The 22,911-nt window shown below is 55.0% G+C and carries 24 protein-coding genes and 1 tRNA gene; 6 read left to right on the top strand and 19 right to left on the bottom strand.

The features are described from left to right. Positions 1-84: 84 nt before the first annotated feature. Positions 85-939, bottom strand: a complete 855-nt coding sequence (locus NWF31_RS10740) for a basic amino acid ABC transporter substrate-binding protein (RefSeq protein ID WP_258360501.1) — start codon at positions 937-939, stop codon at positions 85-87. A 152-nt stretch (positions 940-1,091) separates the two neighbouring features. Between NWF31_RS10740 and NWF31_RS10735 the strand changes: the two genes are divergently transcribed. From NWF31_RS10735 to NWF31_RS10725, 3 genes are all read left to right on the top strand, one after another. Then, positions 1,092-1,973 carry a DMT family transporter gene (locus NWF31_RS10735; RefSeq protein ID WP_258360500.1) on the top strand — a complete coding sequence of 294 codons (882 nt, stop codon included), beginning with the start codon at positions 1,092-1,094 and terminating at the stop codon, positions 1,971-1,973. Between the two features lie 22 nt (positions 1,974-1,995). Next, on the top strand, positions 1,996-2,850 hold the full coding sequence (locus tag NWF31_RS10730) for a deoxyribonuclease IV (protein WP_258360499.1): 855 nt from the start codon (positions 1,996-1,998) through the stop codon (positions 2,848-2,850). Positions 2,851-2,890: 40 nt separating this feature from the next. Next, positions 2,891-2,966: transfer RNA gene (locus NWF31_RS10725), tRNA-Glu, on the top strand. Between the two features lie 198 nt (positions 2,967-3,164). Here NWF31_RS10725 and NWF31_RS10720 read toward each other — a convergent pair. Together NWF31_RS10720 and NWF31_RS10715 are read right to left on the bottom strand one after the other, a co-directional pair. Next, positions 3,165-3,974 (bottom strand): Dam family site-specific DNA-(adenine-N6)-methyltransferase, encoded by an 810-nt coding sequence (locus tag NWF31_RS10720; RefSeq protein WP_258360498.1) that lies wholly within the window; start codon positions 3,972-3,974, stop codon positions 3,165-3,167. Positions 3,975-4,143: 169 nt separating this feature from the next. Continuing rightward, a complete protein-coding gene (locus tag NWF31_RS10715; protein WP_258360497.1) occupies positions 4,144-4,299 on the bottom strand; it encodes a hypothetical protein in 156 nt (51 codons plus the stop codon). A 155-nt stretch (positions 4,300-4,454) separates the two neighbouring features. Here NWF31_RS10715 and NWF31_RS10710 point away from each other — a divergent pair, with 155 nt between their 5' ends. From NWF31_RS10710 to lexA, 3 genes are all read left to right on the top strand, one after another. Next, entirely contained in the window at positions 4,455-4,589 is a 135-nt protein-coding gene (locus tag NWF31_RS10710) for a hypothetical protein (RefSeq protein WP_258360496.1), read from the top strand. 86 nt (positions 4,590-4,675) lie between these two features. Further along, positions 4,676-5,083, top strand: coding sequence for a (2Fe-2S)-binding protein (locus tag NWF31_RS10705; RefSeq protein WP_258360495.1), 408 nt, complete (start codon positions 4,676-4,678; stop codon positions 5,081-5,083). Between the two features lie 297 nt (positions 5,084-5,380). After that, complete coding sequence (gene lexA / locus NWF31_RS10700; RefSeq protein WP_258360494.1) at positions 5,381-6,001, top strand: transcriptional repressor LexA; 621 nt, start codon at positions 5,381-5,383, stop codon at positions 5,999-6,001. On the opposite strand, the gene NWF31_RS10695 is transcribed toward lexA, so the two are convergent. The 16 genes from NWF31_RS10695 to NWF31_RS10620 form a co-directional block, all read right to left on the bottom strand. Further along, positions 5,983-7,278, bottom strand: a complete 1,296-nt coding sequence (locus tag NWF31_RS10695) for a methionine gamma-lyase family protein (RefSeq protein WP_258360493.1) — start codon at positions 7,276-7,278, stop codon at positions 5,983-5,985. The genes lexA and NWF31_RS10695 overlap by 19 nt on opposite strands. 28 nt (positions 7,279-7,306) lie before the next feature. Further along, a complete protein-coding gene (locus NWF31_RS10690; RefSeq protein WP_277998979.1) occupies positions 7,307-8,296 on the bottom strand; it encodes an AAA family ATPase in 990 nt (329 codons plus the stop codon). Positions 8,297-8,400: 104 nt separating this feature from the next. Next, entirely contained in the window at positions 8,401-8,787 is a 387-nt protein-coding gene (locus NWF31_RS10685; protein ID WP_258360492.1) for a DUF1540 domain-containing protein, read from the bottom strand. A gap of 117 nt (positions 8,788-8,904) precedes the next feature. Continuing rightward, the gene (gene hfq, locus NWF31_RS10680; protein WP_258360491.1) at positions 8,905-9,150 is read right to left on the bottom strand and encodes an RNA chaperone Hfq; all 246 of its coding nucleotides are present in this window, start codon (positions 9,148-9,150) and stop codon (positions 8,905-8,907) included. A 40-nt stretch (positions 9,151-9,190) separates the two neighbouring features. Beyond that, entirely contained in the window at positions 9,191-10,156 is a 966-nt protein-coding gene (gene miaA, locus NWF31_RS10675) for a tRNA (adenosine(37)-N6)-dimethylallyltransferase MiaA (protein ID WP_258360490.1), read from the bottom strand. Between the two features lie 34 nt (positions 10,157-10,190). After that, the gene (gene mutL, locus NWF31_RS10670; protein ID WP_258360489.1) at positions 10,191-12,071 is read right to left on the bottom strand and encodes a DNA mismatch repair endonuclease MutL; all 1,881 of its coding nucleotides are present in this window, start codon (positions 12,069-12,071) and stop codon (positions 10,191-10,193) included. 4 nt (positions 12,072-12,075) lie between these two features. Then, positions 12,076-14,643 (bottom strand): DNA mismatch repair protein MutS, encoded by a 2,568-nt coding sequence (mutS, locus tag NWF31_RS10665; protein WP_422880279.1) that lies wholly within the window; start codon positions 14,641-14,643, stop codon positions 12,076-12,078. Between the two features lie 19 nt (positions 14,644-14,662). Continuing rightward, positions 14,663-15,997: a tRNA (N6-isopentenyl adenosine(37)-C2)-methylthiotransferase MiaB gene (gene miaB / locus NWF31_RS10660; protein ID WP_258360487.1), complete on the bottom strand. Its 1,335-nt coding sequence runs from the start codon at positions 15,995-15,997 to the stop codon at positions 14,663-14,665. Positions 15,998-16,102: 105 nt separating this feature from the next. After that, positions 16,103-16,585 (bottom strand): bifunctional nuclease family protein, encoded by a 483-nt coding sequence (locus NWF31_RS10655; protein WP_258360486.1) that lies wholly within the window; start codon positions 16,583-16,585, stop codon positions 16,103-16,105. 54 nt (positions 16,586-16,639) lie between these two features. Next, the gene (locus NWF31_RS10650; RefSeq protein WP_258360485.1) at positions 16,640-17,083 is read right to left on the bottom strand and encodes a PPC domain-containing DNA-binding protein; all 444 of its coding nucleotides are present in this window, start codon (positions 17,081-17,083) and stop codon (positions 16,640-16,642) included. Between the two features lie 33 nt (positions 17,084-17,116). Next, the gene (locus tag NWF31_RS10645; protein WP_258360484.1) at positions 17,117-18,214 is read right to left on the bottom strand and encodes a DUF362 domain-containing protein; all 1,098 of its coding nucleotides are present in this window, start codon (positions 18,212-18,214) and stop codon (positions 17,117-17,119) included. A 90-nt stretch (positions 18,215-18,304) separates the two neighbouring features. After that, complete coding sequence (guaB, locus tag NWF31_RS10640) at positions 18,305-19,765, bottom strand: IMP dehydrogenase (RefSeq protein ID WP_258360483.1); 1,461 nt, start codon at positions 19,763-19,765, stop codon at positions 18,305-18,307. Positions 19,766-19,982: 217 nt separating this feature from the next. Beyond that, positions 19,983-20,210, bottom strand: coding sequence for a helix-turn-helix domain-containing protein (locus NWF31_RS10635; protein ID WP_258360482.1), 228 nt, complete (start codon positions 20,208-20,210; stop codon positions 19,983-19,985). A 58-nt stretch (positions 20,211-20,268) separates the two neighbouring features. Further along, positions 20,269-20,913 carry an alpha-ribazole phosphatase gene (cobC, locus tag NWF31_RS10630; RefSeq protein WP_258360481.1) on the bottom strand — a complete coding sequence of 215 codons (645 nt, stop codon included), beginning with the start codon at positions 20,911-20,913 and terminating at the stop codon, positions 20,269-20,271. Further along, the gene (gene cobD, locus NWF31_RS10625; protein ID WP_258360480.1) at positions 20,914-22,038 is read right to left on the bottom strand and encodes a threonine-phosphate decarboxylase CobD; all 1,125 of its coding nucleotides are present in this window, start codon (positions 22,036-22,038) and stop codon (positions 20,914-20,916) included. Then, positions 21,960-22,910, bottom strand: a complete 951-nt coding sequence (locus NWF31_RS10620) for a GHMP family kinase ATP-binding protein (RefSeq protein ID WP_258360479.1) — start codon at positions 22,908-22,910, stop codon at positions 21,960-21,962. The genes cobD and NWF31_RS10620 overlap by 79 nt, the downstream gene beginning before the upstream one ends. Position 22,911 lies beyond the last annotated feature (1 nt).

The following is a 22,911-nucleotide window of genomic DNA, read 5'->3' as shown; positions in this document are numbered from 1 at the left end:
ATTCACCTCACTAGACCCCGGAACAGCAGAATGCGTAACACCGCGGGGTGTTACGCATACCGTTGTATTCCTAAAATTTCGTTGTTACTGTTGCGGCGGTTCGCCCGGGAGGAAAGCCGGCGGTTCCTGGCCGAACCATTTCTTATAAATCTCGGCATACTTGCCACTGGCCTTCAGGGCCTTTAAGCCGTCATTGATCTTCTGCAGGACTTCCGTTTTGCCCTTTGGTACGGCAATGCCGTAATACTCGGCCGACCTCACGTCGCCAACAATCTTAACGTCTTGATTGCCCTGCTGGATGTAATATGCTGTTACCGGCAGGTCATTTACCACAGCGTCGACACCGCCGTTTTTCAGTTCCAGGAAAAGATCCGGCACTTTATCCAGTTCGGTGACCTTGGCCCCGGGGATCTTTTTCGCTTCTTTAGCACCGGTGGTACCGATTTGGGCAGCGATCTTTTTGCCCTGTAAATCGTCAAAGCCTTTAATGGTATTGTTATCTGCCTTCACTGCCACGACCAGACCAGACTGGTAATAGGGAAGGGAAAAATCCACCGCTTTCTTGCGCTCATCGTCAATACTGATCCCGGATATGGCCAGGTCGACATTGTTGGTCTGCAGCGCCGTAAGGATCCCATCAAAGCCCATTTCTTTAATTTCCACATCAAAACCGGCTACCTCGCCTATGGCCTTGATCAGGTCGACATCAAAGCCGGTAAATTCACCGGTCTTCATATCCCGGAATTCAAAGGGCGCAAAGGTAGCTTCCAGGGCGACAGAGTACTTGGGCCTGCTGGATGTACCGGTGGAGGAATCGGCCTGCTGGTTCTGGGCAGCCGGACTTTTTTCCTGGGAAGCGCCGTTGCCGCAGCCGGCCAGGCCAATGATAAGGAACACCAGTACCAGCATAACAAAAATCCTTTTAAGCAACGTTTTCACGCACTTTCTCCTCCTTTTTAAGGTTTTATTTATAACTTGTTACAGGACAACAATCTAATATTTATTCGCCTTAATTTATAAAAATCCTGCCGTGGCACATTAATTCTTGACAGGGTTTCACTGTAAATAGATAATTAAAACGGTGAGTAATCTTGCCAAGACATTTCCTGGCGGACAGTGCCCTTTTACTTGTTACCTTTATCTGGGGAACCACTTTTGTAGCTGTACAAAGGGCTTTAACCGGTATCGGGCCCTTTTATTTTGTTGCCCTGCGCTTCCTGCTGGCCTTTATTTTTTTGGCCCTCGTAACCTGGCGACACTGGTTTGCCCTTGACCGAGCTACCTTAATTAACGGTAGCCTGGTAGGCCTTATTTTAAGTGGGGGCTATATTTTCCAAACTATGGGTCTTAAATTTACTTCGGCAGCCAGCGCCGGTTTTATTACCGGATTATCGGTAGTCCTGGTACCCCTGTTAAGCGCCGTTTTCTACCGCACCTTACCTGATGCCTTTACCATAATTGGTGCCTTAGCTGCAGCCGTTGGCCTGGCCCTCCTGACTTTAAACGTAGGTCTGCCCTTTAATCCCGGTGATGTTCTCGTCCTCCTGGGGGCCTTTTGCTTTGCGGGACAGATTTTGCTGGTAGAACGTTTTGCCGGCTGCCATCATACCCTGGTCTTTACCAGCGTGCAGTTGGGTACTGTAGCCATAGTTGCTTTTTTCTTAGCCTTACCAGGCGAAAATTTTCCGGCCAGGTTCACTCCCGCCGTCTGGCAGGCGTTCCTGCTTACAGCCCTGCCGGCCACCTCCCTGGCCTACCTGATTCAAAACAAAGTCCAGCAGTATACCACCGCAGCCCACACGGCTATTATCTTTTCTATGGAACCTGTTTTTGCCGCCCTGGCAGCCTATTTCTGGGGCCGGGAGACCCTCACCTGGCGCCAGGGATTTGGATGCCTGCTTATCCTGGCCGGTATGCTCCTGGCTGAGCTTAAGGACGGCAACGCCTTTCAAGGTAAAAAGCATGTTAAATAATAACCAGGGAGATGATCCAACCGTGCTGCGCCTGGGAGCCCACCTTTCCATAGCAAAGGGATTGCTGAAAACCGTAGCCATGGCCGTAGAAATAAAGGCCAATACCTTCCAGTATTTTACCCGTAACCCCCGCGGCGGCGCGGCTAGGGAAATTCCTTCTTCAGAAATAGCTGCCTGGCAGGCAGCCAGGCAAGAAGCCGATCTCTATCCCATTGCCGGCCACCTGCCATATACCGTCAACCTGGGTTCGCAGTCGGACAGGCAGCAAGAATTTGCCCGTATGGTACTTCATGATGACACCCTGAGGGTAGCTGCTATTGGAGGCGAATACCTGATCACTCACCCCGGCCACCACGAAGGCGACCGCAAAGCAGCTTTGGCCAGGATTATCAAAGTGATTAAAGATTCCTTTTTAAGCATTCCCGATCCGGTCCCCATGCTTTTGCTGGAAACCATGGCCGGGCAGGGAAAAGAAATCGGTTCCCTTGAGGATTTAAGTTATATCCTGGCGAGCCTCGACTGGCCGGACAGGGTTGGTGTTTGCCTGGATTCGGCTCATTTATATGCAGCCGGTTGGGATCTGCGTACCCCATCCGGATGCCGGCAACTTGTAAGGGAATTAGATGCAAAAATCGGTTTGGAGCGGATCAGGATTATGCATTTAAATGATTCCCTGGTATCCCTGGGCAGTCGCCGGGATCGCCATGCCGGTATCGGCAGGGGGGAACTGGGGGAGCAGGGGATAGCCGCCATTGTCAACGATCCTTTTTTTAGTAAGTTAACCTTGCTTTTAGAAACACCGGTAAGCAATTATAAAGAATACGCTGGTGAAATTGCCCTGGTAAAGGAGCTACGTAGAACAAAAACTAAGTCTTGACGCCTTCCGTGAAGCTATGCTATAATTATCTGCGGGTTGAGGCCCTATCGTCTAGTGGCCTAGGACGCCGCCCTCTCACGGCGGTAACCGGGGTTCGAATCCCCGTAGGGCTACCATACCTTTAAAATCAAGACTTCAACCGTACTGAACCCCCTAAAGAAGGCGGTAACGCTGAACAGGGGGTTTTTTCATGGGCAGAATAGCCAGTCTCGTTACCAGGACACTTGACCTCCAAAGGGCACTTACCCGGCTTCACAAAAAGCCGGGTTTATTTTCTTTGGGGCTTGTTGTAAATACTAATTCTAACACACTGGTCATGGTGCAGCGCCGAAAAGAGCCAGCACTTCGCCGGCCTTACCACGGCCACTCCCGTCACAGCTGATGGAACGCGGGACCTTAATTCTGGTTATGCTTGCCGATTGATAAGCTTTGCCGGTAAACTCAGTATCATGGTTGGAGATGAGGACCGGTATGCCGGACCGGGCAAGCATCACGGCCAGCCTGGTCAGTTCTGCCTGTTGCTCAAGGGAAAAACCGCCGGCGCTGTAGGTAGTGAAGCTGGCGGTGGCGGAAAGCGGCACATAGGGTGGGTCGCAGTAAAAGACGTCCCCGGGCCGGGCTGCGGCCATCACCTCGGTAAAATCAGCCACAGTAAACTCAGCAACCCGCGATTTCTGATAGAAATGCCGCATCTCGGCTTCGGGAAAGTAAGGCTTCTTATACCGGCCAAAGGGCACATTGTAATCTCCCCGGTTGTTATAGCGGACCAGCCCGTTGTAGCCGTGACGGTTAAGATAGACCAGCAGCGCCGACTTTAGTACGATATCCTTCGTCTCATTAAAGGTCTCCCTCAGTTCGTAGTACCTCTCGGCCGTATTATTTTCCGGGATAAAGAACGAACGACAGTAGCGAATGAAATCTTCTCCCTCGGACTTAAGCGTGCGGTAAAGGTTAATCAGATCGGCATTGCTGTCACTCAGCCAGTAGGACGGGTAGTCGGTGTTCAGGAAAACCGCGCCGGATCCGGCGAAGGGCTCTACCAGGCGTTTACCTCTGGGCAGCCTGGCCTTGATTACGTTGACAATCCGGTATTTGCCACCTGGCCACTTAAGAAAAGGGCGCAAAAGAGTGCACCTCCTCGAACTTAATTATTATAATAGCACAGGTGGCAATAGCTGGGGAGATTAATGTTCTTGAGGCAGGATTTACCGCTATTGTAGAAATTCATCAACCGGTATATAATAATCACAAGAAACTGGAAACGTCTTGAAAAGGAGGGAGGCTTAGCCCCCGCTAGCTGGCTGGTTCTTGCTGCTGGCGCCGCCGTAACCAAATACTAAACAGGTAACCATCCAGCAGTCCCATGGGGTAAGCCAGTAAAACGAGCCACCAGGGCAAGCCGCGCCGTTGGGGGCGCTTACCTCCCATGGTTAAACGGGCTCGCCACATTTTAAATCCCCCCTTTTAAGCTTATTATCATTCCGAATAAGTAGATCTATTCCTTATTTCGTTAACATAATATCGATAATTTACCTGGTTAGACGCAGGGGAAGGAAGATAAACTAATGATAAAGAATTATAAAAATAACAAAGGGGGGTAGGGGGTGCCCAGGCGCTTTAAACTAAGCCGCAACGGTCCCAATCAGGAACGCCGGTCTAAAGTGAGGGCAAGGGAGCTTCATGCCATCCGCGGCAACCAAATTATAATTGATCCTGAACGTGGCCCGGAAAATAAATAAAAATTTGAGCGATGTATTGAGCTGGCCGTTGATCAGCAGGCCAGCTTTTTTAACTCATTTGGATAGAAGAATGGGGTTGTGATTTTATGAAGCAAGAAATCTGTAGCGGCAAAGGCAGGGAGGCTGCTACATCGTGCCCTCTTTGTGGCATAAAAGGGCAAAAAGTTCCCGGAGTAACAGTAGTTAGTTTACTTAATGCGGAAGCAGCAAAATCATTAAGGCAAATCCAGTACAATTTATGCCTGTCGCTGTCGTGTAACGCTGTTTATTATGGCGACGACGGTACCATTTTTACCAAGGAAGATGTTCGCGTTCCGGTCTGGTTTAAAGAAAAAACGCCACGGATAATCTGTTACTGTTATAATGTTACAGACCAAGAGATCCTCGAACACATAGTACACCGGCAATGCTGCCACAGTTTGCAAGACGTCCGTGAACACACCGGTGCCAACGCCGGCCATGAATGCCTTACCAAAAACCCGGCCGGAACCTGATGCAGCCCGGCGGTGCAATCGGTAATTGCACAGGGATTGTCTATGCGTGCTAATAAATAAACCGTTTATTATTTCCAAAGGCTACTCAATACAAATATTGCCCTCTTTATTACTTTACATAATAATTATTATAGGAAGTTATGCTGTCCTGAAAGCACTATCTCACTACAGTTTTTCCTTTCTCCTCCCCCGGTTTCCTCTTCTTAACTAAAGAAGGTAATTTTATATAACGAACGATTGTTTACAGGAAAAAAATATGTTAGGATAAGTTAGAACTTGATCCAGGAGGGATTAAGGTTGGCATCTGACTTAACGACCCGGCAGGAAATGGTTCTGAACTACATCCGCCATTATATCGAAACCCACGGATATCCGCCTACAGTAAGAGATATTTGCCGGGCTACCGGCCTGCACTCAAGTTCAACCGTCCACGGTCATTTAAGCCGGCTGGAGAAAAAAGGTTACATCCGCCGCGATCCTACCCGCTCCCGCGCTATTGAAGTCCTTTCTCCTCACCCGGGATTGCCCAACACTTCCAGAAAAATTGTTTCGGTCCCCTTGCTGGGAAAAATTACCGCAGGACAGCCTATCCTGGCCATTGAAAATATTGAAGAAGTCTTTCCCCTCTCCTCCCAGCTTGCCGGCAGCGAAAATGCCTTTATGCTCCAGGTCAAGGGCGACAGCATGATAGAAGCAGGGATCATGGAGGGCGATTACCTCATCGTCAGGCCCCAGGACAAGGCCGAAAATGGGGATATCGTCGTTGCTCTCCTGGGCGACGAGGCAACCGTTAAATATTTCTACCGCCATGAAGACCATATAGAACTGGTTCCCGCCAACAGCCGCATGGAACCCATAAAAACCCGGGAAGTTACCATCCTGGGCAAAGTAACAGGCCTCTACCGCCGCTTCTCTTGAATCAGCCCCGTGTCCAGCATCTCCTGGGCTGCCATGAGGAGGGCGACCCGGGTATAGGGATAGGCCAGCCCTCCCTGGAAAAAGACTGCATAGGGTGGTCTTAAAGGACCGTCGGCACTAATTTCAATGGAAGACCCCTGGATAAAACTACCCCCTGCCATAATGACCTGGTCTTCATAGCCGGGCAGGGGGGCCGGTTCCGGTACAGTGTCTGCTTCTACCGGGCAACCCCTTTGCAATCCCCGGCAGAAGGCCAGCAGGGCCTCCTTTTTCTCCAGGATGATACACTGGACGATATCACGCCGCCGTTCCCCGGGCAGGGGATCGACCTTAAAGCCAAGCTCCCGGAAAAAAGCGGCGGCGACGACGGCTCCTGTAAGGGCTTCCCTGACCACCAGGGGGGCCAGGTACAGGCCCTGGTAATAAAGGCGCTTCTCGGTAAAGGCTCCCAGCTCGCCCCCGAGACCCGGGGCAGTCAGGCGCGCCGCCACCTCCTCTAGCAGTTCTTCCCGGCCCACTATGTAGCCTCCCCCCGGTGCCAGCCCGCCGCCGGGGTTTTTAATTAAAGAACCCACTACCAGGTCGGCGCCCACCTCCCCCGGTTCCCTATCTTCTACCAACTCACCGTAGCAGTTATCTACCAGGCAGACGCTTTCCCGGTATGCTCCTTTAATGGTGTCAATAATCCGGGCAATCTCCTCAATACCCAGGGAAGGCCGCAAGGTGTAACCGCGGGATCGCTGGATAAGGCATACACGGGGATGCCATCTTGTTACAGCCTCGCTGATTTTTGCCAGGTCCGGCCGGCCTCCTGCATCCAGGGGGACTTCAGCATATTCTATCCCCCATTCCTTCAAACTCCCTGCCACCCGCGGGCCGAGGCCGATAACTGTCGCCAGGGTATCGTAAGGACGCCCGCAAACGGAGAGCAAGATGTCTCCCGGTCGCAGGAGGGCACTTATTGCCAGGGCCAGGGCATGGGTGCCGGATACAATCTGCGGGCGGACCAGGGCGGCACTACCGCCAAAAATACCGGCAAAAAGGCGTTCCAGGGTGGAACGCCCCAGATCGCCGTAACCATAACCGGTGGAATCCTGGAAATGGTACTCATTCACGCCGATATCCTGAAAGGCCCGCAGGACCTTTATATGGTTCCGGGAACATACATCGTTTACGGCGGCTATTGTTGCCCGGCTGTCTATTTCCGCTGCCTCCAGCCTCTCTACCAGCCAGGAGGCCACGGGATAAAACCTGGTTATATCTTTAGGCCAGTCCAATTCTTTTACTTTACCCCCGTGCTTTAAACTACTGGGAGTTATTATAACAGATCGGGGGCCCCCCGGGAAAGTCGTTTTCATTTTCCTTTTTCCCGGCCGGCGGGTCGGGCCGCAACAAATCCTCCCTTTCAATACTTATTAGATCCTGCCGCGTAAGGTTTTTCTTTTTCACCAGCCGCAGGGCCTGGCGGCGCATGGCCCTTTCTATAATATTGCGTACCATGCGGGCATTACCATTATACCGGTGGCCGAAGAGGATTTCCCGGCGTAAAATTTTTTCCAGTTCCTCAGCTGCCCCCGGCGTAAGGATATATTGCTTTTCGGCCAGCATTAACCTGGCAATGGCCATCAATTCTGTTATGCTATAATCCGGAAAATCAAGCTGGATGGGAAAACGCGACCGCAGCCCCGGGTTCGTCTCCAGGAAGTAATCCATTTCTTCTTTATAGCCGGCCAGGATCAGGATGAGGTTGTCGCGGTAATCCTCCATCCCCTTGACCAGGACATCAATAGCTTCCCGGCCGAAATCCTTCTCCCCGCCCCGGGCCAGGGAATAAGCTTCGTCAATAAAAAGGATCCCTCCGAGGGCCTTTTTCAATTGTTCCCTGGCTTTGTGGGCCGTGTGGCCGATATACTCCCCCACCAGATCCGCCCTTTCCACCTCAATCAAGTGCCCCTGGGTCAGGACGCCCATTTCTTTGAATAACCTCCCCATTAACCTGGCGACGGTGCTTTTTCCAGTGCCCGGGTTACCTTTAAAAATCATGTGCAGGGTATTGGTACTGCTCACCAGGCCTTCCAGCTGGCGCCGGCGTTGGATTTCAATAAAGGCCTTCAGTTCTTTAATTAAACCCTTAACGTTTTCCAGCCCGACCATCTTATCCAGCTCGGCCATGACGGCCTCCACCCGCCGGCGGTTGTTGAACTCGTTATCCCCGCTCCCCCGCTCGCGCTGTAAAGGGCGAATCAGGGACCTGCTGCTTCCTTTTGCGTTTCCTGTACCAAATTTAACCTGCAATTTCCTCAACCGCCCTCTCCTGCTCCCTTTATTTTATTTATACGCATCACTGTCCCGGGCAATAAAAAAGGGCCGGCAAAACCGGCCGTGCCATTTATTTCCTGTCAGCTTTTACGCTTAAAGGTAAAACAGTTAGTGTCCTGGCATTCATCGGCATTAATACCGACCACGTCAATTTTTTCGGCCTTGCAATGGTTTCCCTCTGCCCAGTAAGTACAGGTGTTGACGATACAGGTAACAGATGGGTAGAGTTCTCCCCCGGGCAGTACGGTATTGCTCACCAGGCCTCCCCAGTTGACATTATCCAGGGAGCCAAGCATGTTAGCCAGCCCCCGGCGGGCATAAAAGGTCTTACACTGGGTCTGTTCGGGGTTCTGGGCCATCCTGCCCTCTTCTTCATGCATGATATCTATATTTGCCGCCGTACATAAATCGCCGTTCATCCAGTGGTTGCAGGTATTTACTTTACACTTTACCTTGGGTCCGGGCATGTGTGATTCCTCCCTGTCCCTTATTCTCTGTCCGGCAACCGTAGATTATACCGGCTTCCCGTTTTAGCAAAAGAAAACTCCCCGTACAGGGCCGGGGAGTTAGGGGGTAATAAGGTGCTATTTGGCTTCAACCTTGCTCTCGGCCATAAGGTTAACCGGCCGGGATGGCATAACGGTAGAGATGGCATGCTTGTAAATCATCTGCTGCTTGCCGTCGGCATCCAGGATTACGGTAAAATTGTCAAAGCCCCGTACTATTCCCTTCAATTGAAAGCCGTTTACCAGGTAAATGGTAACGGGGGTATTGTCCCTGCGCAATACATTTAAATACAAGTCCTGCAGGTTTCCTTGTGTTTTATTCATTTTATACCCTCCAGGTTGGTATTTTTTGTTTAGTATAACCTTATTCTACATTAATATCAAGGAGTCGTGCAATATAATTAGCAATCCCTACCGCCATTTCTTCCATCTTAACGGGATCCACTTCCCACCACTGCAGGCGGAGATCGCGCCTGAACCAAGTCAGCTGCCGTTTGGCCAGGCGCCGGGTATTGCGTTTTAAAAGGGCGATGGCCTCTTCCAGTTCCATTTCGCCGCGGAGGTAGGCGCCAATTTCCTTATAGCCCACGGCCTGGAGAGCCGGCAGGCGGTAATCATACCTGGCCAGTAACCCCCGCACTTCTTCTACCAGCCCCCGGGCAATCATGGCATCCACCCGTTCCTCTATGCGGCGATAAAGCTGCGGCCGGGGCATAGTTAGACCTACCACCGCCAGGCGGTAAGGAGTTTCCTGCTGGTGCCGCCATTCCAGGGCCGCCGAAATGGGTCTTCCCGTCATCATATAAACTTCCAGCGCCCTGACTATCCGGCGCCGGTCGTGGATATGTATCCGCCGTGCTGCTTCCGGGTCAACCTTCTTTAACTCTTCATAGAGGTGCTCATTGCCGTAGCGCTGCGCCTGCTCTTCCAGGTGTTGCCGTATTTTTTTATCCCCGGGCAGGGAAGTAAAAAGGTAAGGATCGACTACCGCCTGGTAATAAAGACCCGTCCCTCCCACCAGCAGGGGCAGGTGACCCCGCTGGAGGATAGAGTCAATGGTTTCCCGGGCCAGTCTTTGAAAGTCGGCCACGCTGAAAGGTTCGTCAGGGGCGACAATATCGATTAAATGATGGGGTATGGGCACACCGCCGGGTCCCACCCGATCTGCCGGCGGCAATTTGGCGGTCCCTATATCCATACCCCGGTAAACCTGGGCGGAATCGACGGAGATTATTTCCGCCTGGAGCCTGGCAGCAACGTGCAAAGCGATGGCTGACTTGCCGGTAGCCGTGGGCCCGACAATGGCCGCCAGGGGCTTCTTGACCGTCAATCTCTCGTTCTCCTCCTTGCCGGCCTTTCTTCCCTTACCCCCCGGCATGCCCGTATGGCACAGGTACGTCCGCCGCCCCCCGGGGCCGCTGGAAAAACCGCGCCAGGGTGGTTTTATCGAGGCGGACTACGGCCGGCCGGCCGTGGGGGCAGGTGTAAGGCTGTTTAATTTCCTGGAGTTCGTCTAACAGCCCCTGCATCTCGGCCCCGCCAAGGGGGTATCCGGCTTTTACGGCCCCGTGACAGGAAAGGATCTTTAAAAGCCTTTCCCCTGCCGGCAAATTATCCTTCGCCAGAAAATCCTCCAGTACTTCCCTTTCTTTTCCGGGTGGTACCCCCGCCGGCACCGAGCGCAGCAAGAAAGAATTGGTACCGAAGGTTTCCACTATAAACCCCATCTCCCGCAGGGTAACAATCTGGTCGATAAGTTTTACCGTTATGGCCGGGGACAGGTGCAGGGTCAGGGGTGGCTCCAGCATCTGCGCCGGCCAATTACCGTCATTAACCCGCCCTTGCAACTTCTCAAAAAGACATCTTTCATGGGCTGCATGCTGGTCGACGATATAAAGACCGTCCCTGCCTTCAGCTAGGATATAGGTATGTAGCAGCTGCCCTATGGCCCTTAAGGGCGGCAGTACCTGGCCAACCGGAGCTGCCGTTTCTGTTTGCCCTTCGCCCCGGGTATCGATCGCCCTGTCAGGTTTAACCGTTTGAACTTCGCCAACCTTTTCCGTCCTTTTTACTTCTCCTGCGGGCCTTTCCCTCAATATATATTCTCCCCAGGAACGGGCCTGTGCTTCCTTTCCCTGGAAACCAAAATCTTGCTGGCAGGCTGCCGGGCTGGCTGCTTTCCTTCCCCCCGGCCGGCCTGCAGTTACCGGCGCAGCGGCGGCATTCGCCGGCGCGACGGACCGGGGACTATACAACGCCCTGTTTACCAGGGCAGCCACCTGCCTGGCCAGTTCATATTCCTGCCGGAAACGCACTTCCAGCTTGGCCGGGTGGACGTTGACATCTACCTGCCGCGGGTCAATAGCAAGCTGCAGTACAAAAATAGGATAACGGCCGCCGGGGATAACGGAGCGATAACATTCTTCCACGGCCCTGGTGATGGCGCGGTTAAAGATATAACGGCCGTTGACGGTTATCACCTGCTGGCTGCGGCCGGCCCGGTGCAACCATGGAGGCGATATGAAACCCACCAGGCTCCACCCCTCCCCCGCACCGGACACGGGCAATAATTCCCGCCCGGTTTCCAGGCCGTACAGGGCCGCTACCACTGCCTCCAGATCGCTGCTGCCCGGCGTCGACAGCAGGCGCCTTCCTTCCACCTGGAGGCTAAAGGCCACTTCCGGGTGGGCCAGGGCCAGCTTTTCTACCGCTGTAACTATGGCGCGGGTCTCGCTTGCCGGCTTCTTTAGATACTGTCGCCGTGCCGGGGTATTAAAAAATAAATCGGTAACCGTGACGGTGGTGCCGGGCGGACATCCTACAGGCGTAACCTCCGGCTCTCCCCCGCCGGCTATCCTAACCCTGATGCCGGCAGTCTCTCCCGGCGGTCTGGTATCCATTTCAACCCGGGCTACGGCAGCAATGCTGGGTAAAGCCTCTCCCCGGAAGCCCAGGGTAGTAATCCCCCACAGGTCCTCGGACCGGCGAATCTTACTGGTAGCATGGCGGGCAAAGGCCAGGGGGGCATCTTCGGGAATTATCCCCACGCCGTCATCCCGGACACGGATCAGGGTAAGGCCGCCTCCTTTTACCTCAATGGTAATATGCCGGGCAGAAGCATCTAAAGAATTTTCCACCAGTTCCTTTGCTACCGAGGCCGGCCTCTCGACTACTTCCCCGGCAGCTATCTGGTTGGCCGTCTCGGCGTCGAGGACGACAATCCTGGAGCTGTACTCCCCTGCCAAAGGATCACCCCCTGCCAATCTTTACAATTTCCGGGCCTTGCTCTTGAAGCTGTCGCTGCCAGCGGAATATCTGTTCCATGGCTTCCAGGGGTGTGGAGGCCATCAAAGGGAAACTCGCCAGTTCCTTTAAAACCTGTTTTTCAGTACCGGTCACGGGTACTTTCTTTGCCGGTTTGAAAAGGGCCCGGCTTTCATCCCCGGGTCCGTGTTCTAACAGCTCCCGGGCACGACGGAGAACCTCGGGCGGCAGGCCGGCCAGGCGGGCAACGTGAATTCCGTAGCTCTTATCGGTACTGCCGGGAACAATGGTACGCAGGAAGGTAATATCTTCCCCTTCTTCCCGCACGGCAACGCAGTAATTTTTTACCCCGGCCAGCCGGCCGGCCAGGGTTACCAGCTCATGGTAATGGGTGGCAAAGAGGGTGCGGGCACCGACAACGTCATGCAAATACTCCGTTACCGCCCTGGCAATGCTCAAACCGTCGGCCGTACTTGTCCCCCTGCCTACCTCATCCAGGATGACCAGGCTTCGCCGGGTAGCATGGCGCAGGATGTTGGCAACTTCCTGCATTTCCACCATGAAGGTGCTCTGGCCGGCAAAGAGGTCATCGGCCGCACCCACCCGGGTAAAGATCCTGTCCACCACCCCGATCCTTGCCCTGCGGGCCGGCACAAAGCTGCCGATCTGGGCCATGAGGACGATTAAAGCTACCTGGCGGATGTAGGTGGATTTACCGGCCATATTGGGCCCGGTAATAATATGTACCCGCTGTTCCTGGTCCAGGTAGGTGTCATTGGGTACAAAACTGCCGTGGGTCTCTACCATTTCCACGACCGGGTGCCGTCCCTGTTCGATCTGGATAACCGGACCGGTATCTACCAGGGGACAGGTATAGTTATTATCGACGGCTACAGTCGCCAGGGACAGGAGGGCGTCCAGGACCCCCAGGGCCCGGGCCGTGCGCTGGATACGGGGCAGGACTTGTAAAACTTCTTCCCGCAGGGCTTGAAAAAGCTCGTACTCCAGCCGGACCAGCCTCTCTTCGGCTCCCAGGACCTGGCGCTCCAGCTCCTGGAGGCGGCGGGTAACAAAGCGCTCGGCATTGGCCAGGGTCTGCTTGCGCTCGTAATCATCGGGTACCTGGGGTAAGTTGGGCCTGGTAACTTCTATGTAATAACCGAAAACCCGGTTATAACCTACCTTTAGAGATTTGATACCCGTCCGTTCCCTTTCTTCGGCTTCCAGGGCGGCTATCCACTCACGGCCGTGTTCCGCCGCCCGGCGCAAATCATCAACCTCGCTATTATAGCCGGGCTTTATAATCCCCCCTTCATGGATACTCAAGGGTGGATCATCAACAATGGCGCGGCCGAGGAGGTCCACCAGCCCCGTCAAGGGATCCAGCTGCTCCCTGAGGTCTAGCAAAAGCCCGGCCCGGGCACCGGCCAGCAGCGCCAGAATTTCCGGTACCACCGCCAGGGATTTTCTTAAAGCCTGGAGATCCCGCCCTCCGGCCGTACCATAAGCCACCCGGCCGGCCAGGCGCTCCAGATCCCTTACAGACTGCAGGGCATCCCTCAACTCCTGCCGCAGGATAAAGCCGTCCACCAGTTCCCCCACCCCTTCCTGGCGCGCTTTGATGGCTTCGACCTGTACCAGGGGCTGGTCCAGCCAGCGCCTGAGGGTGCGGGCACCCATGGCAGTAACTGTTTTATCGAGAACCCATAGTAAAGAACCCTCGCGCTTTTGCTCCCGGCTGCAGGCCACCAGTTCCAGGTTGCGCCTGGTGGCCTGATCGATTACCATCCGGCCGGTAACGGACGCCGGTGCCGGGATATCCAGGTGCGCCAGGGAGTTTTGCTGGGTAGCTTTCAGGAAAGAAAGGACCATGGCTGTAGCCAGGGCGGCACCCGGCGGTAATTCAACCCGGCGCCAGTTATCTTCACCAAAGTGAAGGCTTAACTCCCGGCAGGCATCGTCCGGGCAGGCCGCCGCAGGCCAGCTGGTGATTACACCCCTGGTATAAAGCTGCAGGCGCCGGCAAAAGGAAGCATCTGCTGCCAGTTCCGGCGGCAGCAAGTATTCTGCCGGCATCAGGCGTACCAGTTCGTCAAGGAGTTCTTCCAGGCCCTGGCAGAGGGCATATTGAAATTCCCCGGTAGAAGCATCGGCCCAGGCCAGGCCAAAGCTGCCGCCCCCCTCCACAACGGCCGCCAGGTAATTGTTCCCCCTGGCCGGCAGGGCTTTTTCATCAATTATCGTTCCCGGCGTTACCACCCGGATAACCTCGCGCCTGACCAGGCCTTTTGCCAGGCTGGGATCCTCCATTTGTTCACAGATGGCTACTTTGTATCCTTTAGCTATGAGGCGGGCTAAATAGCTATCGGCAGCGTGATAGGGCACCCCGCACATGGGGGCCGCTTCCTTGCCGCCCCTGGTAGTCAAAACCAGGTCGAGTTCCCGGGATACCACTTCGGCATCCTCATAAAACATTTCATAGAAATCGCCCAGGCGAAAAAAAAGGATGCTGTCAGGATACCGGGATTTAATCTGGCGGTATTGTTCCATCATGGGAGTCAGGGCCTGTCCTTTAGGCACGGCTGATTTCCCCTTTTAATAACCATGTCTGGGCTTTGGTGAGCCGGACGTTTACCAGCTTGCCGGTTAAGCCTGCCTCGCCGGGGAAGATAACCAGCTTGTTGGTGCGAGTGCGCCCGCTTAATTGGGAGGGATCGGTTTTGCTCGGTCCCTCCACCAGCACTTCTACTACCTGCCCAACCAGGGCTTCGTTTTTGGCCAGGCTGATCCGGTTCTGGAGCTCCATCAAACGCTTGAGGCGCTCTTTTTTTACTTCCCGGGGCAGTTGCCCGGGAAGGCCGGCGGCAACAGTTCCTTTTCGCGGCGAGTACATAAAGGTAAAGGCATTATCAAACTGCACCCTGGCCACCAGGTCCAGGGTTTCCAGGAAGTCCTCTTCCGTCTCGCCGGGAAAACCGACAATAAGGTCGGTCGTCAGGCTGATACCAGGGATGTGCCGGCGTAAAGACGCGACCAGCTCCAGGTAATGCTCCCGCGTGTAGCCCCGGTGCATGAGTTCCAGGATGCGGTTGCTGCCGGCCTGGACGGGCAGGTGGACGTGTTCGCATACCTTATCCAGGCGGCTGATGGTTGCAACCAGTTCGGGGGTAAAATCCCGGGGGTGGGAAGTAACATAGCGAATACGTTTTAATCCCGCCACGTCGTTGACCATGGTCAACAGGCTGGCAAAGGTAACGTCCCCCTCCAGATCACGCCCGTACGAATTGACGTTCTGGCCCAGGAGGGTCACCTCGATCACCCCCTGGTCGACCAGGGCCTCGATTTCCTTTAAAATATCATCCGGCCGGCGGCTCCTCTCCCGGCCGCGGACGTAAGGAACGATACAGTAAGTACAAAAATTATTACAGCCGTAGGTGATTGTCACAAAGGCCTGGGCCCCGCGGGCCCGGCGCCGGGGCAAATCTTCTACTACCGGACCCGCATCTTCCCGGACGGCCACCAGGGGCCGGTGTAGTTCCCTGATTTCCTCGACCAGCCTGGGTAATTCAGCCAGGTTATGGGTCCCCAGGAGCAAGTCGACATAAGGAGCCTGCTGGCGGATTTTTTCGGCAACTCCGGGTTGCTGCACCATACACCCGGCAACGGCAATCACCAGGTCCGGGTTGGCGCTTTTAAGCCTCTCTATCTGTCCCAGCTTGCCGTAAACTTTATTCTCAGCCTTTTCCCGCACGCAGCAGGTGTCAAGGATAATGACCCCGGCTTCGGCCTCGTCGGCCACCGGTTCATAACCTGCTGCCTGGAGCAGGTCGGCCATCATCTCGCTGTCCCTTTGATTCATCTGGCAGCCGTAGGTAATAATCTTAAAGGTTTTCCCTTGACCTGCCAAACTTTAACCCCCCGGAAAACTAGAGTGTAACCCCTTTTATTATACATTCTCACGGTCCCGGCTACAAATAATCCCGGCCTATACCCGGCCGGGATGGCAAACCCCTTAATGCAGGTGCTTTTTATCATCCTCGGGTTTGTTGTCCTGGAGCATTTGCTGCAGTTCTTCTACCTGGTCGGCACTGACCAGGTCCTCAATATTTAAAGTGTAGGCGGCCACTTTTTCGGTGATATAGAGGGGAGCGTTGGTCCTTAAAGCCAGGGCAATGGCATCGCTGGGCCGGGCATCAACTACTATCTCTTTATCCCCCTGGCGGAGGTAAAGTTCGGCATAATAGGTCCCGTCACGGATATCCTGGACCAGGACCTTGCTGACTTCCACTCCCAGGTTTTCACACAGGGAGCGCAGCAGGTCGTGGGTTAGGGGGCGCGGTGTCAGGATGCCCTGGAGGGCCAGGGCAATAGCCTGGGCTTCAAAGGGGCCAACCCAGATGGGCAGGATCTGTGTTTCCTCCCGGTCGCTCAGCAGCACTACCGGGCTCAAGGTCTGATCCAGAACTATCTGTTTTACCTTCACCGGTATGAGCATTATCCCCACCCCCATTAGGCTGATTTATTATACCCTATTTCCCTTTTTAGCATCTTATTCCCACAGGTTTAATCCGGTCAAGGGATCATACACTCTTTCCGGTGGTGCCGGGAGCTCGATTTCTTCAATGAAAACTTCCCCGGCATAGACAATAGTTCCCGGCAGGAGATGGCCGCCGTGTACCTTTCCCTCCCGGTCGAGGAAAGTCACATGGGCATGGACAAAGGGTTTACCATCTTTCAAAGAAACATTGCCCAGGCCGCTTAAAATTTCCAGGAGCTGGTCGATTTCTATGGTTATAAAACGCTTTTCCTCTACTAAAAAGTATCCTACCCTGGCCCTGGAAACGCTGCCCAAAAAATTTATGGACCCGAAGCGCACGTCCTCTTCTTCCACAATACCCTGGAGGGCTTCCAGCAAGTCGCAGCCGTAAGCCAGGCGGTAGGCCAGTTGCCGGCCAGACCTGCCTTCCAGCTTCTTAACATATAAATTCGCCATTTTTTCAAATCCTCCTGCTGCAATAGTTGGCAATTAAACCTTAACCAGCTCGTATTGCCGCGTCCCCAGCCCAATTTCCTCGGCATATTTTAAGAGGGGAGTACCGTCATAACCGCTTATGGCTAAAAATTTGTCCCTCGCGCCCTCGTGCCCGTCCAGCCTGGTCCCCGGCAGGCCGGGCTGGGCATTGGCCAGGTCAAAGCTCGCCTGGTCCAGGGCTACCGGGTCCCAGGAAGCCAGGATGCCGACATCGGGAATTATGGCGGCATCGTTCCAGGAGTTGCAGTCGCATTCAGGAGCGACGTGGGTCACGAAGTTGAAGAAGACGCATTTATCCTTTTTGCCTTTAACGGCACCAAGGGCAAATTCTACGATTTTCTCCTGGAGCGCAACCGGATCACTCTTAAAGCTGGCTTTAATGGCCCTTACCGGGCAGGTAACGGTACACTCGCCGCAGCCGATGCACAGCCCGGCGTCGATGCTGGCTTTGTCATTTACGGTGATGGCCCCTGCAGGACACCAGGGCCGGCACCTGCCGCAGCCGATACATTTATCTTCCTGGACCCGGGGCAGGACGTCGCTGTGCATCATCTGCTTGCCGCCCGGGCTGCCGCATCCCATCCCCAGATTTTTAATGGTCCCACCGAAACCGGTCAATTCGTGGCCTTTAAAGTGGCTCATCACCACCATGCCGTCGGCGTGATAAATGGCACTGCTGATTTTAACCTGCCGGAAATGCCTGCCGTCAACCTGCACCTCATAATAATCCTTGCCGTTTAAACCGTCGGCAATAATCAAAGGAGCCCCGGTTACAGCATAGGCAAAGCCATTTTCAATGGCCGTTTGTAAATGGTCAACGGCATTGGCCCGGGAACCAACATAGAGGGTGTTGGAATCCGTAAGAAAGGGCTTGGCCCGGCCGGCTTTAACCAGTTCTACCACCTGGCGGGCAAAAACCGGGTTGATGTAGGCCAGATTACCCCTTTCGCCAAAGTGGATTTTAATGGCCACCAGATCTCCGGGGTCTATGGCCTTTTTAAAACCGGCTTTGCGCCACAAACTGGCAACCTTATTCACCAGGTTTTTGCCCTTTTTAGCCCGCATATCAGTCCAGAATACCTCTGAAGCCACTAGCTTCCCCTCCCAGCTTGTTGCGTTAATACACCTCTCCTGACTTGCCAGGAAACTCCAGCCAATATTAAAAAGCTAATGCATCCGGGCTCAGGATTCAATCCGGTAGTTGGGTGCCTCTTTGGTTATCATAACGTCGTGGGGATGGCTCTCCCGCAAACCCGCCGGGGTAATGCGGATAAAGCGGCCTTTGGCCTGCAGCTCGGCAATATTCCGGGCGCCGCAGTAACCCATGCCGGCCCTGAGGCCCCCGACCAGCTGGAAAATGGTCTCGGCTACAGGTCCTTTATAGGGAACCCTGCCTTCAATGCCCTCCGGTACCAGTTTCTCGGCCTCTTCCTGGAAGTAACGGTCTTTGCTTCCTTCCTTCATGGCCGCCAGGGAGCCCATGCCGCGGTAACTCTTAAAGCTGCGGCCCTGGAAGATTTCGATTTCCCCCGGGCTTTCTTCCGTACCGGCCAGGAGGCTACCGATCATGACCGTGCTGGCCCCGGCGGCAAGGGCTTTGGTAACATCGCCGGAGTATTTAATTCCGCCGTCGGCAATAATGGGTACGCCAAAGGGAGCCGTCGCCCGGGCGCATTCGATAATGGCCGTGATCTGGGGTACACCGATGCCGGCAATAACCCGGGTGGTGCAGATGGAGCCGGGACCTACGCCCACCTTAACGGCATCCACACCCGCCTCGCACAGGGCCCGGGCGCCTTCGGCGGTGGCTACATTGCCTGCTACCAGCTCTATTCCCGGGAAAGCGGCCTTGATGCGGCGAACTGTTTCCAGGACACTTCGTGCCTGTCCGTGGGCCGTATCAACGACGATGGCATCCACTCCTGACCCTACCAGGGCTTCCACCCTGGCCATGGTATCCGCTCCCGTACCTACTGCTGCCGCCACCCGCAGGCGCCCCTTTTCATCTTTGGAGGCCTGGGGATACTTGCGAGTTTTCTCGATATCTTTGATGGTAATTAATCCTTTAAGGTTGTAATCTTCATCCACCAGGGGCAGTTTTTCGATCTTGTAGCGGCGTAAAATAGCCATGGCCTCGCTCAAGGTAGTGCCCACCGGGGCGGTCACCAGGTTTTCTCTGGTCATGACTTCCGCTATGGGCCGGTCGTAATTCTCCTCAAAGCGGATGTCCCGGTTGGTAATGATGCCTACCAATTTGCCGTTAACCGTAATGGGCACCCCGGATATATGATAATGTTCCATTAAAGCCACGGCATCCCTAACCCTGTGGTCGGGTGTAAGGGACATGGGGTCGGTAATGACCCCGTGTTCCGAGCGTTTAACCCGGTCAACCTCTTTAGCCTGGCGGTCTATGGACATGTTTTTATGGATAACACCGATGCCGCCCTCCCGGGCCATGCTGATGGCCATCCTGGCTTCGGTCACCGTATCCATAGCTGCGCTCACCAGGGGGGTGTTGAGGCGAATATGGCGGGTGAAATTGGAGCTGATATCTACTTCCCGCGGCAGGACCTCCGATTCCCCCGGTAACAGCAGGACATCGTCAAAGGTCAACCCTTCACCAATGATTTTATCGGTTAACAAAGTCAAGCCCCCTTGCCGGACAAGATTATTGTTTAATTATACCATAAACAAAGTTCCCGGTACCAGCCGCCTGCATGATTGCAATTAACCTGGCGGGTTGACCGTAATTATACCTGCCGGATTGATTAAAATCAAGGGCTTAAAAGAAAAGCAGGTATCTCCCATTATCCCTGCTATGGATTTCAGGAGAAATAATAAAATAGCCGGGGAAACCCGGCTAATCCTGCCCTGTGATGGAGTGTATCCCGTAACGCTCAAAATGGTCCCGCAGGTGAAAGATAACCTGAGAATCCACCCCTAATTCCGCCGCCAGTTCGGTGTCCGAGCGGTTGGCCGCCAGCCCTGCCAGGAAGCGGTCGTAATCCACCCCGGCCTCGGCAGCCATTTCCTTTAAACCGGGCCGCGTGCTCCAGGGCACTCGCGCGGGCTTGAAGGTCGGTTCCACGGCAAACACCTCCTGGAGGTAGTTTGCCTTAAAGGTTATCCTTTTAGCCCGGGATTGATTATAAGATGCCGCTACCGTTAGGCCCGCCCAGGGTTTCCAGGTGGTTGATATCGTTTAATAAAACCAGGATATACTCATCTTCATAACAATCGACAATACTGATGCCGGTGTTATCCAGGCGAAAGCGCCATACGGCAGTTAAATCCAGTCCTAGGACTGAACAGATAAGAACCCTGAGACTCCCACCGTGGGCCACGAGCAGGATCCGGCGCCCCTTTTCGTGCCGGACGATCCCGTTAAAGGCCTGCCACACCCGCTCCTTGACCTGCCGGAAGCTTTCTCCTCCGGGTACAATTGTAGAAGCAGGATCCTGCCTCCATGCTTCCCACTCGCAGGGAAAACTCGCCACTATTTCCTCATGGGTCATGCCTTCCCAGGCGCCAAAATTTATTTCCCTTAAGCCCGCCGTAACCTTAACTCCCAGGCCGTGGGGTGCGGCGATAGAGGCCGCCGTTTCCCTGGCCCGGCTGAGATCGCTGCTGTAAACAACGTCCAGAGGTATGTGCCGCAAACGTTCGCGCAGCAATTCCGCCTGTTGCCGCCCGCGCGGGCTCAAAGCCACGTCCGAATGCCCCTGGTAACGCCCCGAGTTGTTCCACTCCGTTTCCCCGTGGCGCACCAGGTAAACCCTTGTGCCTTCCAATCAACTCTCCTCCACTGCCCTCTTTAAAGCCTGCAATAACTTCCGGTTGGCTTCCCGGTCGAGGACGGCCGTACGAAAATAGGCCGGCCCCAGGCCGGGGAAAGAAGAACAGTCGCGTATTAAAATACGTTCCCGCCCCAGACGGGCAGCCAGCACCGGAGCTGTCAGGCCGCTGTTGGAAACGTCCGTCAGGATAAAATTAACTTCGGGATGGAAGGGCCGGAATCCTGCCAGTTCTGCCAGCCCGTAATAAAGATATTCTTTTTCCCTCCTGATTAATTCCCGGGTCTTGGTAAGATACCCTGTATCGGCCAGGGCCGCAACACCGGCCATCTGGGCCAGGATGTTGACGCTCCAGGGGTCCCGCCACCCTTCCAGCCTGGCCACCAGCTCCGGGTGGGCCACGCCGCAGCCCAGGCGTAATCCGGGCAGGGCAAAAATTTTCGTAAGGGAACGTAAGATCAACATTCCTTCCCTTGCTGCCGCCGCGGCTGCCAGGGAAAATTCCCGCCAGTTCTCGCAAAAGTCAAGGAAGGATTCGTCGACAACGAGAAAGGACCCTTGCCGCCGGCAGGATTCAACTACAGCTTTTAGAGCCTCTATTTCCAGGAGCCGCCCTGTAGGATTGTTGGGATTGCATAAAAAGGCAAGTTCCACCCCCGCCAGCTTTTCCCGCCAGCGGTCTACATCAAGGACAAAAGCCGACTCCGGTTCGAGTTCCAGGGTAACCACCTCGGCCCCGGCCGTTGCCGCTGCCCGGCGATATTCGCTGAAGGTCGGCTCGGCAATCAGGACACGCCGGGGCCTTAACGCCTGGACAATGAGATATATCAATTCACTTGCACCGTTGGTGGCGATAACGGCGGCCGGCTCGACCTGCAGGTAAGCGGCCAGGGCCTTTTTTAACTGCCGGCACCGGGGATCGGGATAGCGCCGGATGGCCGGCAGGTTCTCCTGCAGGGTTGCGAGGACCAGCGGGGGCGGTCCTAGGGGGTTGATGTTAGCGCTGAAATCCAGGATTTCGTCCGGCTGCCAGCCGTATTTTTCTACCGCTCCCTGCCAGTCACCGCCGTGAATAGGCTTGCCCGGCTCCCTGCCGCCAATATCCCTTTGCCCGCCAACCATGGTTCACCCCCGGCCTCCACTCCACCACCGGTCATCCTCGCCCGGATAAAATTTACATAGGGAAAGGCTGCCCGGATCTTTCCTTCCAGTTCCGCGCAATCTACCGCCCCGGGCCGGTAGAGGATACCTGCCACGGTACCGCTGTGGGCTACATTTACCCCCAGGGCTCCCAGGGCGGTAGCTATCTCCACCAGGGTTTCCAGTTCCGGTTTGTAAAGGATCCCCTGGTTGGCCAGGGCGCTGATTGTAGCGCCCCGGGCAAGCAATTCTTCCCGGCCGCCGGCCAGTCCTTCCCGCACCAGGGCCACCGCCTGGCGGACGGCTCCTTCCTTGACCCGGTTTAAAGCCATAAGATCCCGGCGCTGGTTAAAAAGGATGGTATCGACCGTACCCCCCAGGTCGACTATCAATACGGCCAGGGGCGGCGGTTCTCCCAGGCACTCCCAGAATTCGCCCCGGAGGTGATCGAAGAGGACAATACCCGGCAGGAAGGTGCCGTCGCTCGGTTCAATGGCCAGGGCTATGCCCTTAATCTCTTCCAGGGAAAGTTTTGCTCCCAGGGCCCCGGCCGTGGCCGCTGCCGCCGCCGCCACGTCGGCCGTACTGCTGGCCAGGCCCTTGCCCGGCGGCAGGGGGTTGTTAATTGTCAACCTGGCGCCCCAGCGTTTTTCTCCCAGCCGTTCCATGGCCAGGCGGGCTGCCGCCAGGGCCTTGTTTTTTCCCGGGGGAGCCTCAAAGCGGCCCCCGGGAACTAAAGTCACAATAACTTCGGCGCTGATATCTATAGGGCAGGTAATAAGGAAGTATTTTCCATCGGCCATTCCCTGGACTAATTCGCCGCAGGCGCCGCGGGCCAGGGCTACGCCCCGCATG

Origin of the sequence: Neomoorella sulfitireducens (genome assembly GCF_024733845.1) — a bacterium.
Classification (GTDB): Bacteria; Bacillota; DSM-521; order Neomoorellales; family Neomoorellaceae; genus Neomoorella; species Neomoorella sulfitireducens.
This window is presented reverse-complemented; position numbering and strand designations above follow the sequence as displayed.

What these genes read in the sequence shown, in the direction of transcription:
- NWF31_RS10715 (WP_258360497.1), bottom strand. Translation starts at nt 4,299, where the DNA reads ATGTGGCGAGCCCGTTTAACCATGGGAGGTAAGCGCCCCCAACGGCGC.
- NWF31_RS10655 (WP_258360486.1), bottom strand. Translation starts at nt 16,585, where the DNA reads ATGCTCATACCGGTGAAGGTAAAACAGATAGTTCTGGATCAGACCTTG.
- NWF31_RS10650 (WP_258360485.1), bottom strand. Translation starts at nt 17,083, where the DNA reads ATGGCGAATTTATATGTTAAGAAGCTGGAAGGCAGGTCTGGCCGGCAA.
- cobD (WP_258360480.1), bottom strand. Translation starts at nt 22,038, where the DNA reads ATGGTTGGCGGGCAAAGGGATATTGGCGGCAGGGAGCCGGGCAAGCCT.
- hfq (WP_258360491.1), bottom strand. Translation starts at nt 9,150, where the DNA reads ATGAATAAAACACAAGGAAACCTGCAGGACTTGTATTTAAATGTATTG.
- NWF31_RS10685 (WP_258360492.1), bottom strand. Translation starts at nt 8,787, where the DNA reads ATGCCCGGACCCAAGGTAAAGTGTAAAGTAAATACCTGCAACCACTGG.
- NWF31_RS10620 (WP_258360479.1), bottom strand. Translation starts at nt 22,910, where the DNA reads ATGCGGGGCGTAGCCCTGGCCCGCGGCGCCTGCGGCGAATTAGTCCAG.
- NWF31_RS10705 (WP_258360495.1), top strand. Translation starts at nt 4,676, where the DNA reads ATGAAGCAAGAAATCTGTAGCGGCAAAGGCAGGGAGGCTGCTACATCG.
- mutS (WP_422880279.1), bottom strand. Translation starts at nt 14,643, where the DNA reads ATGATGGAACAATACCGCCAGATTAAATCCCGGTATCCTGACAGCATC.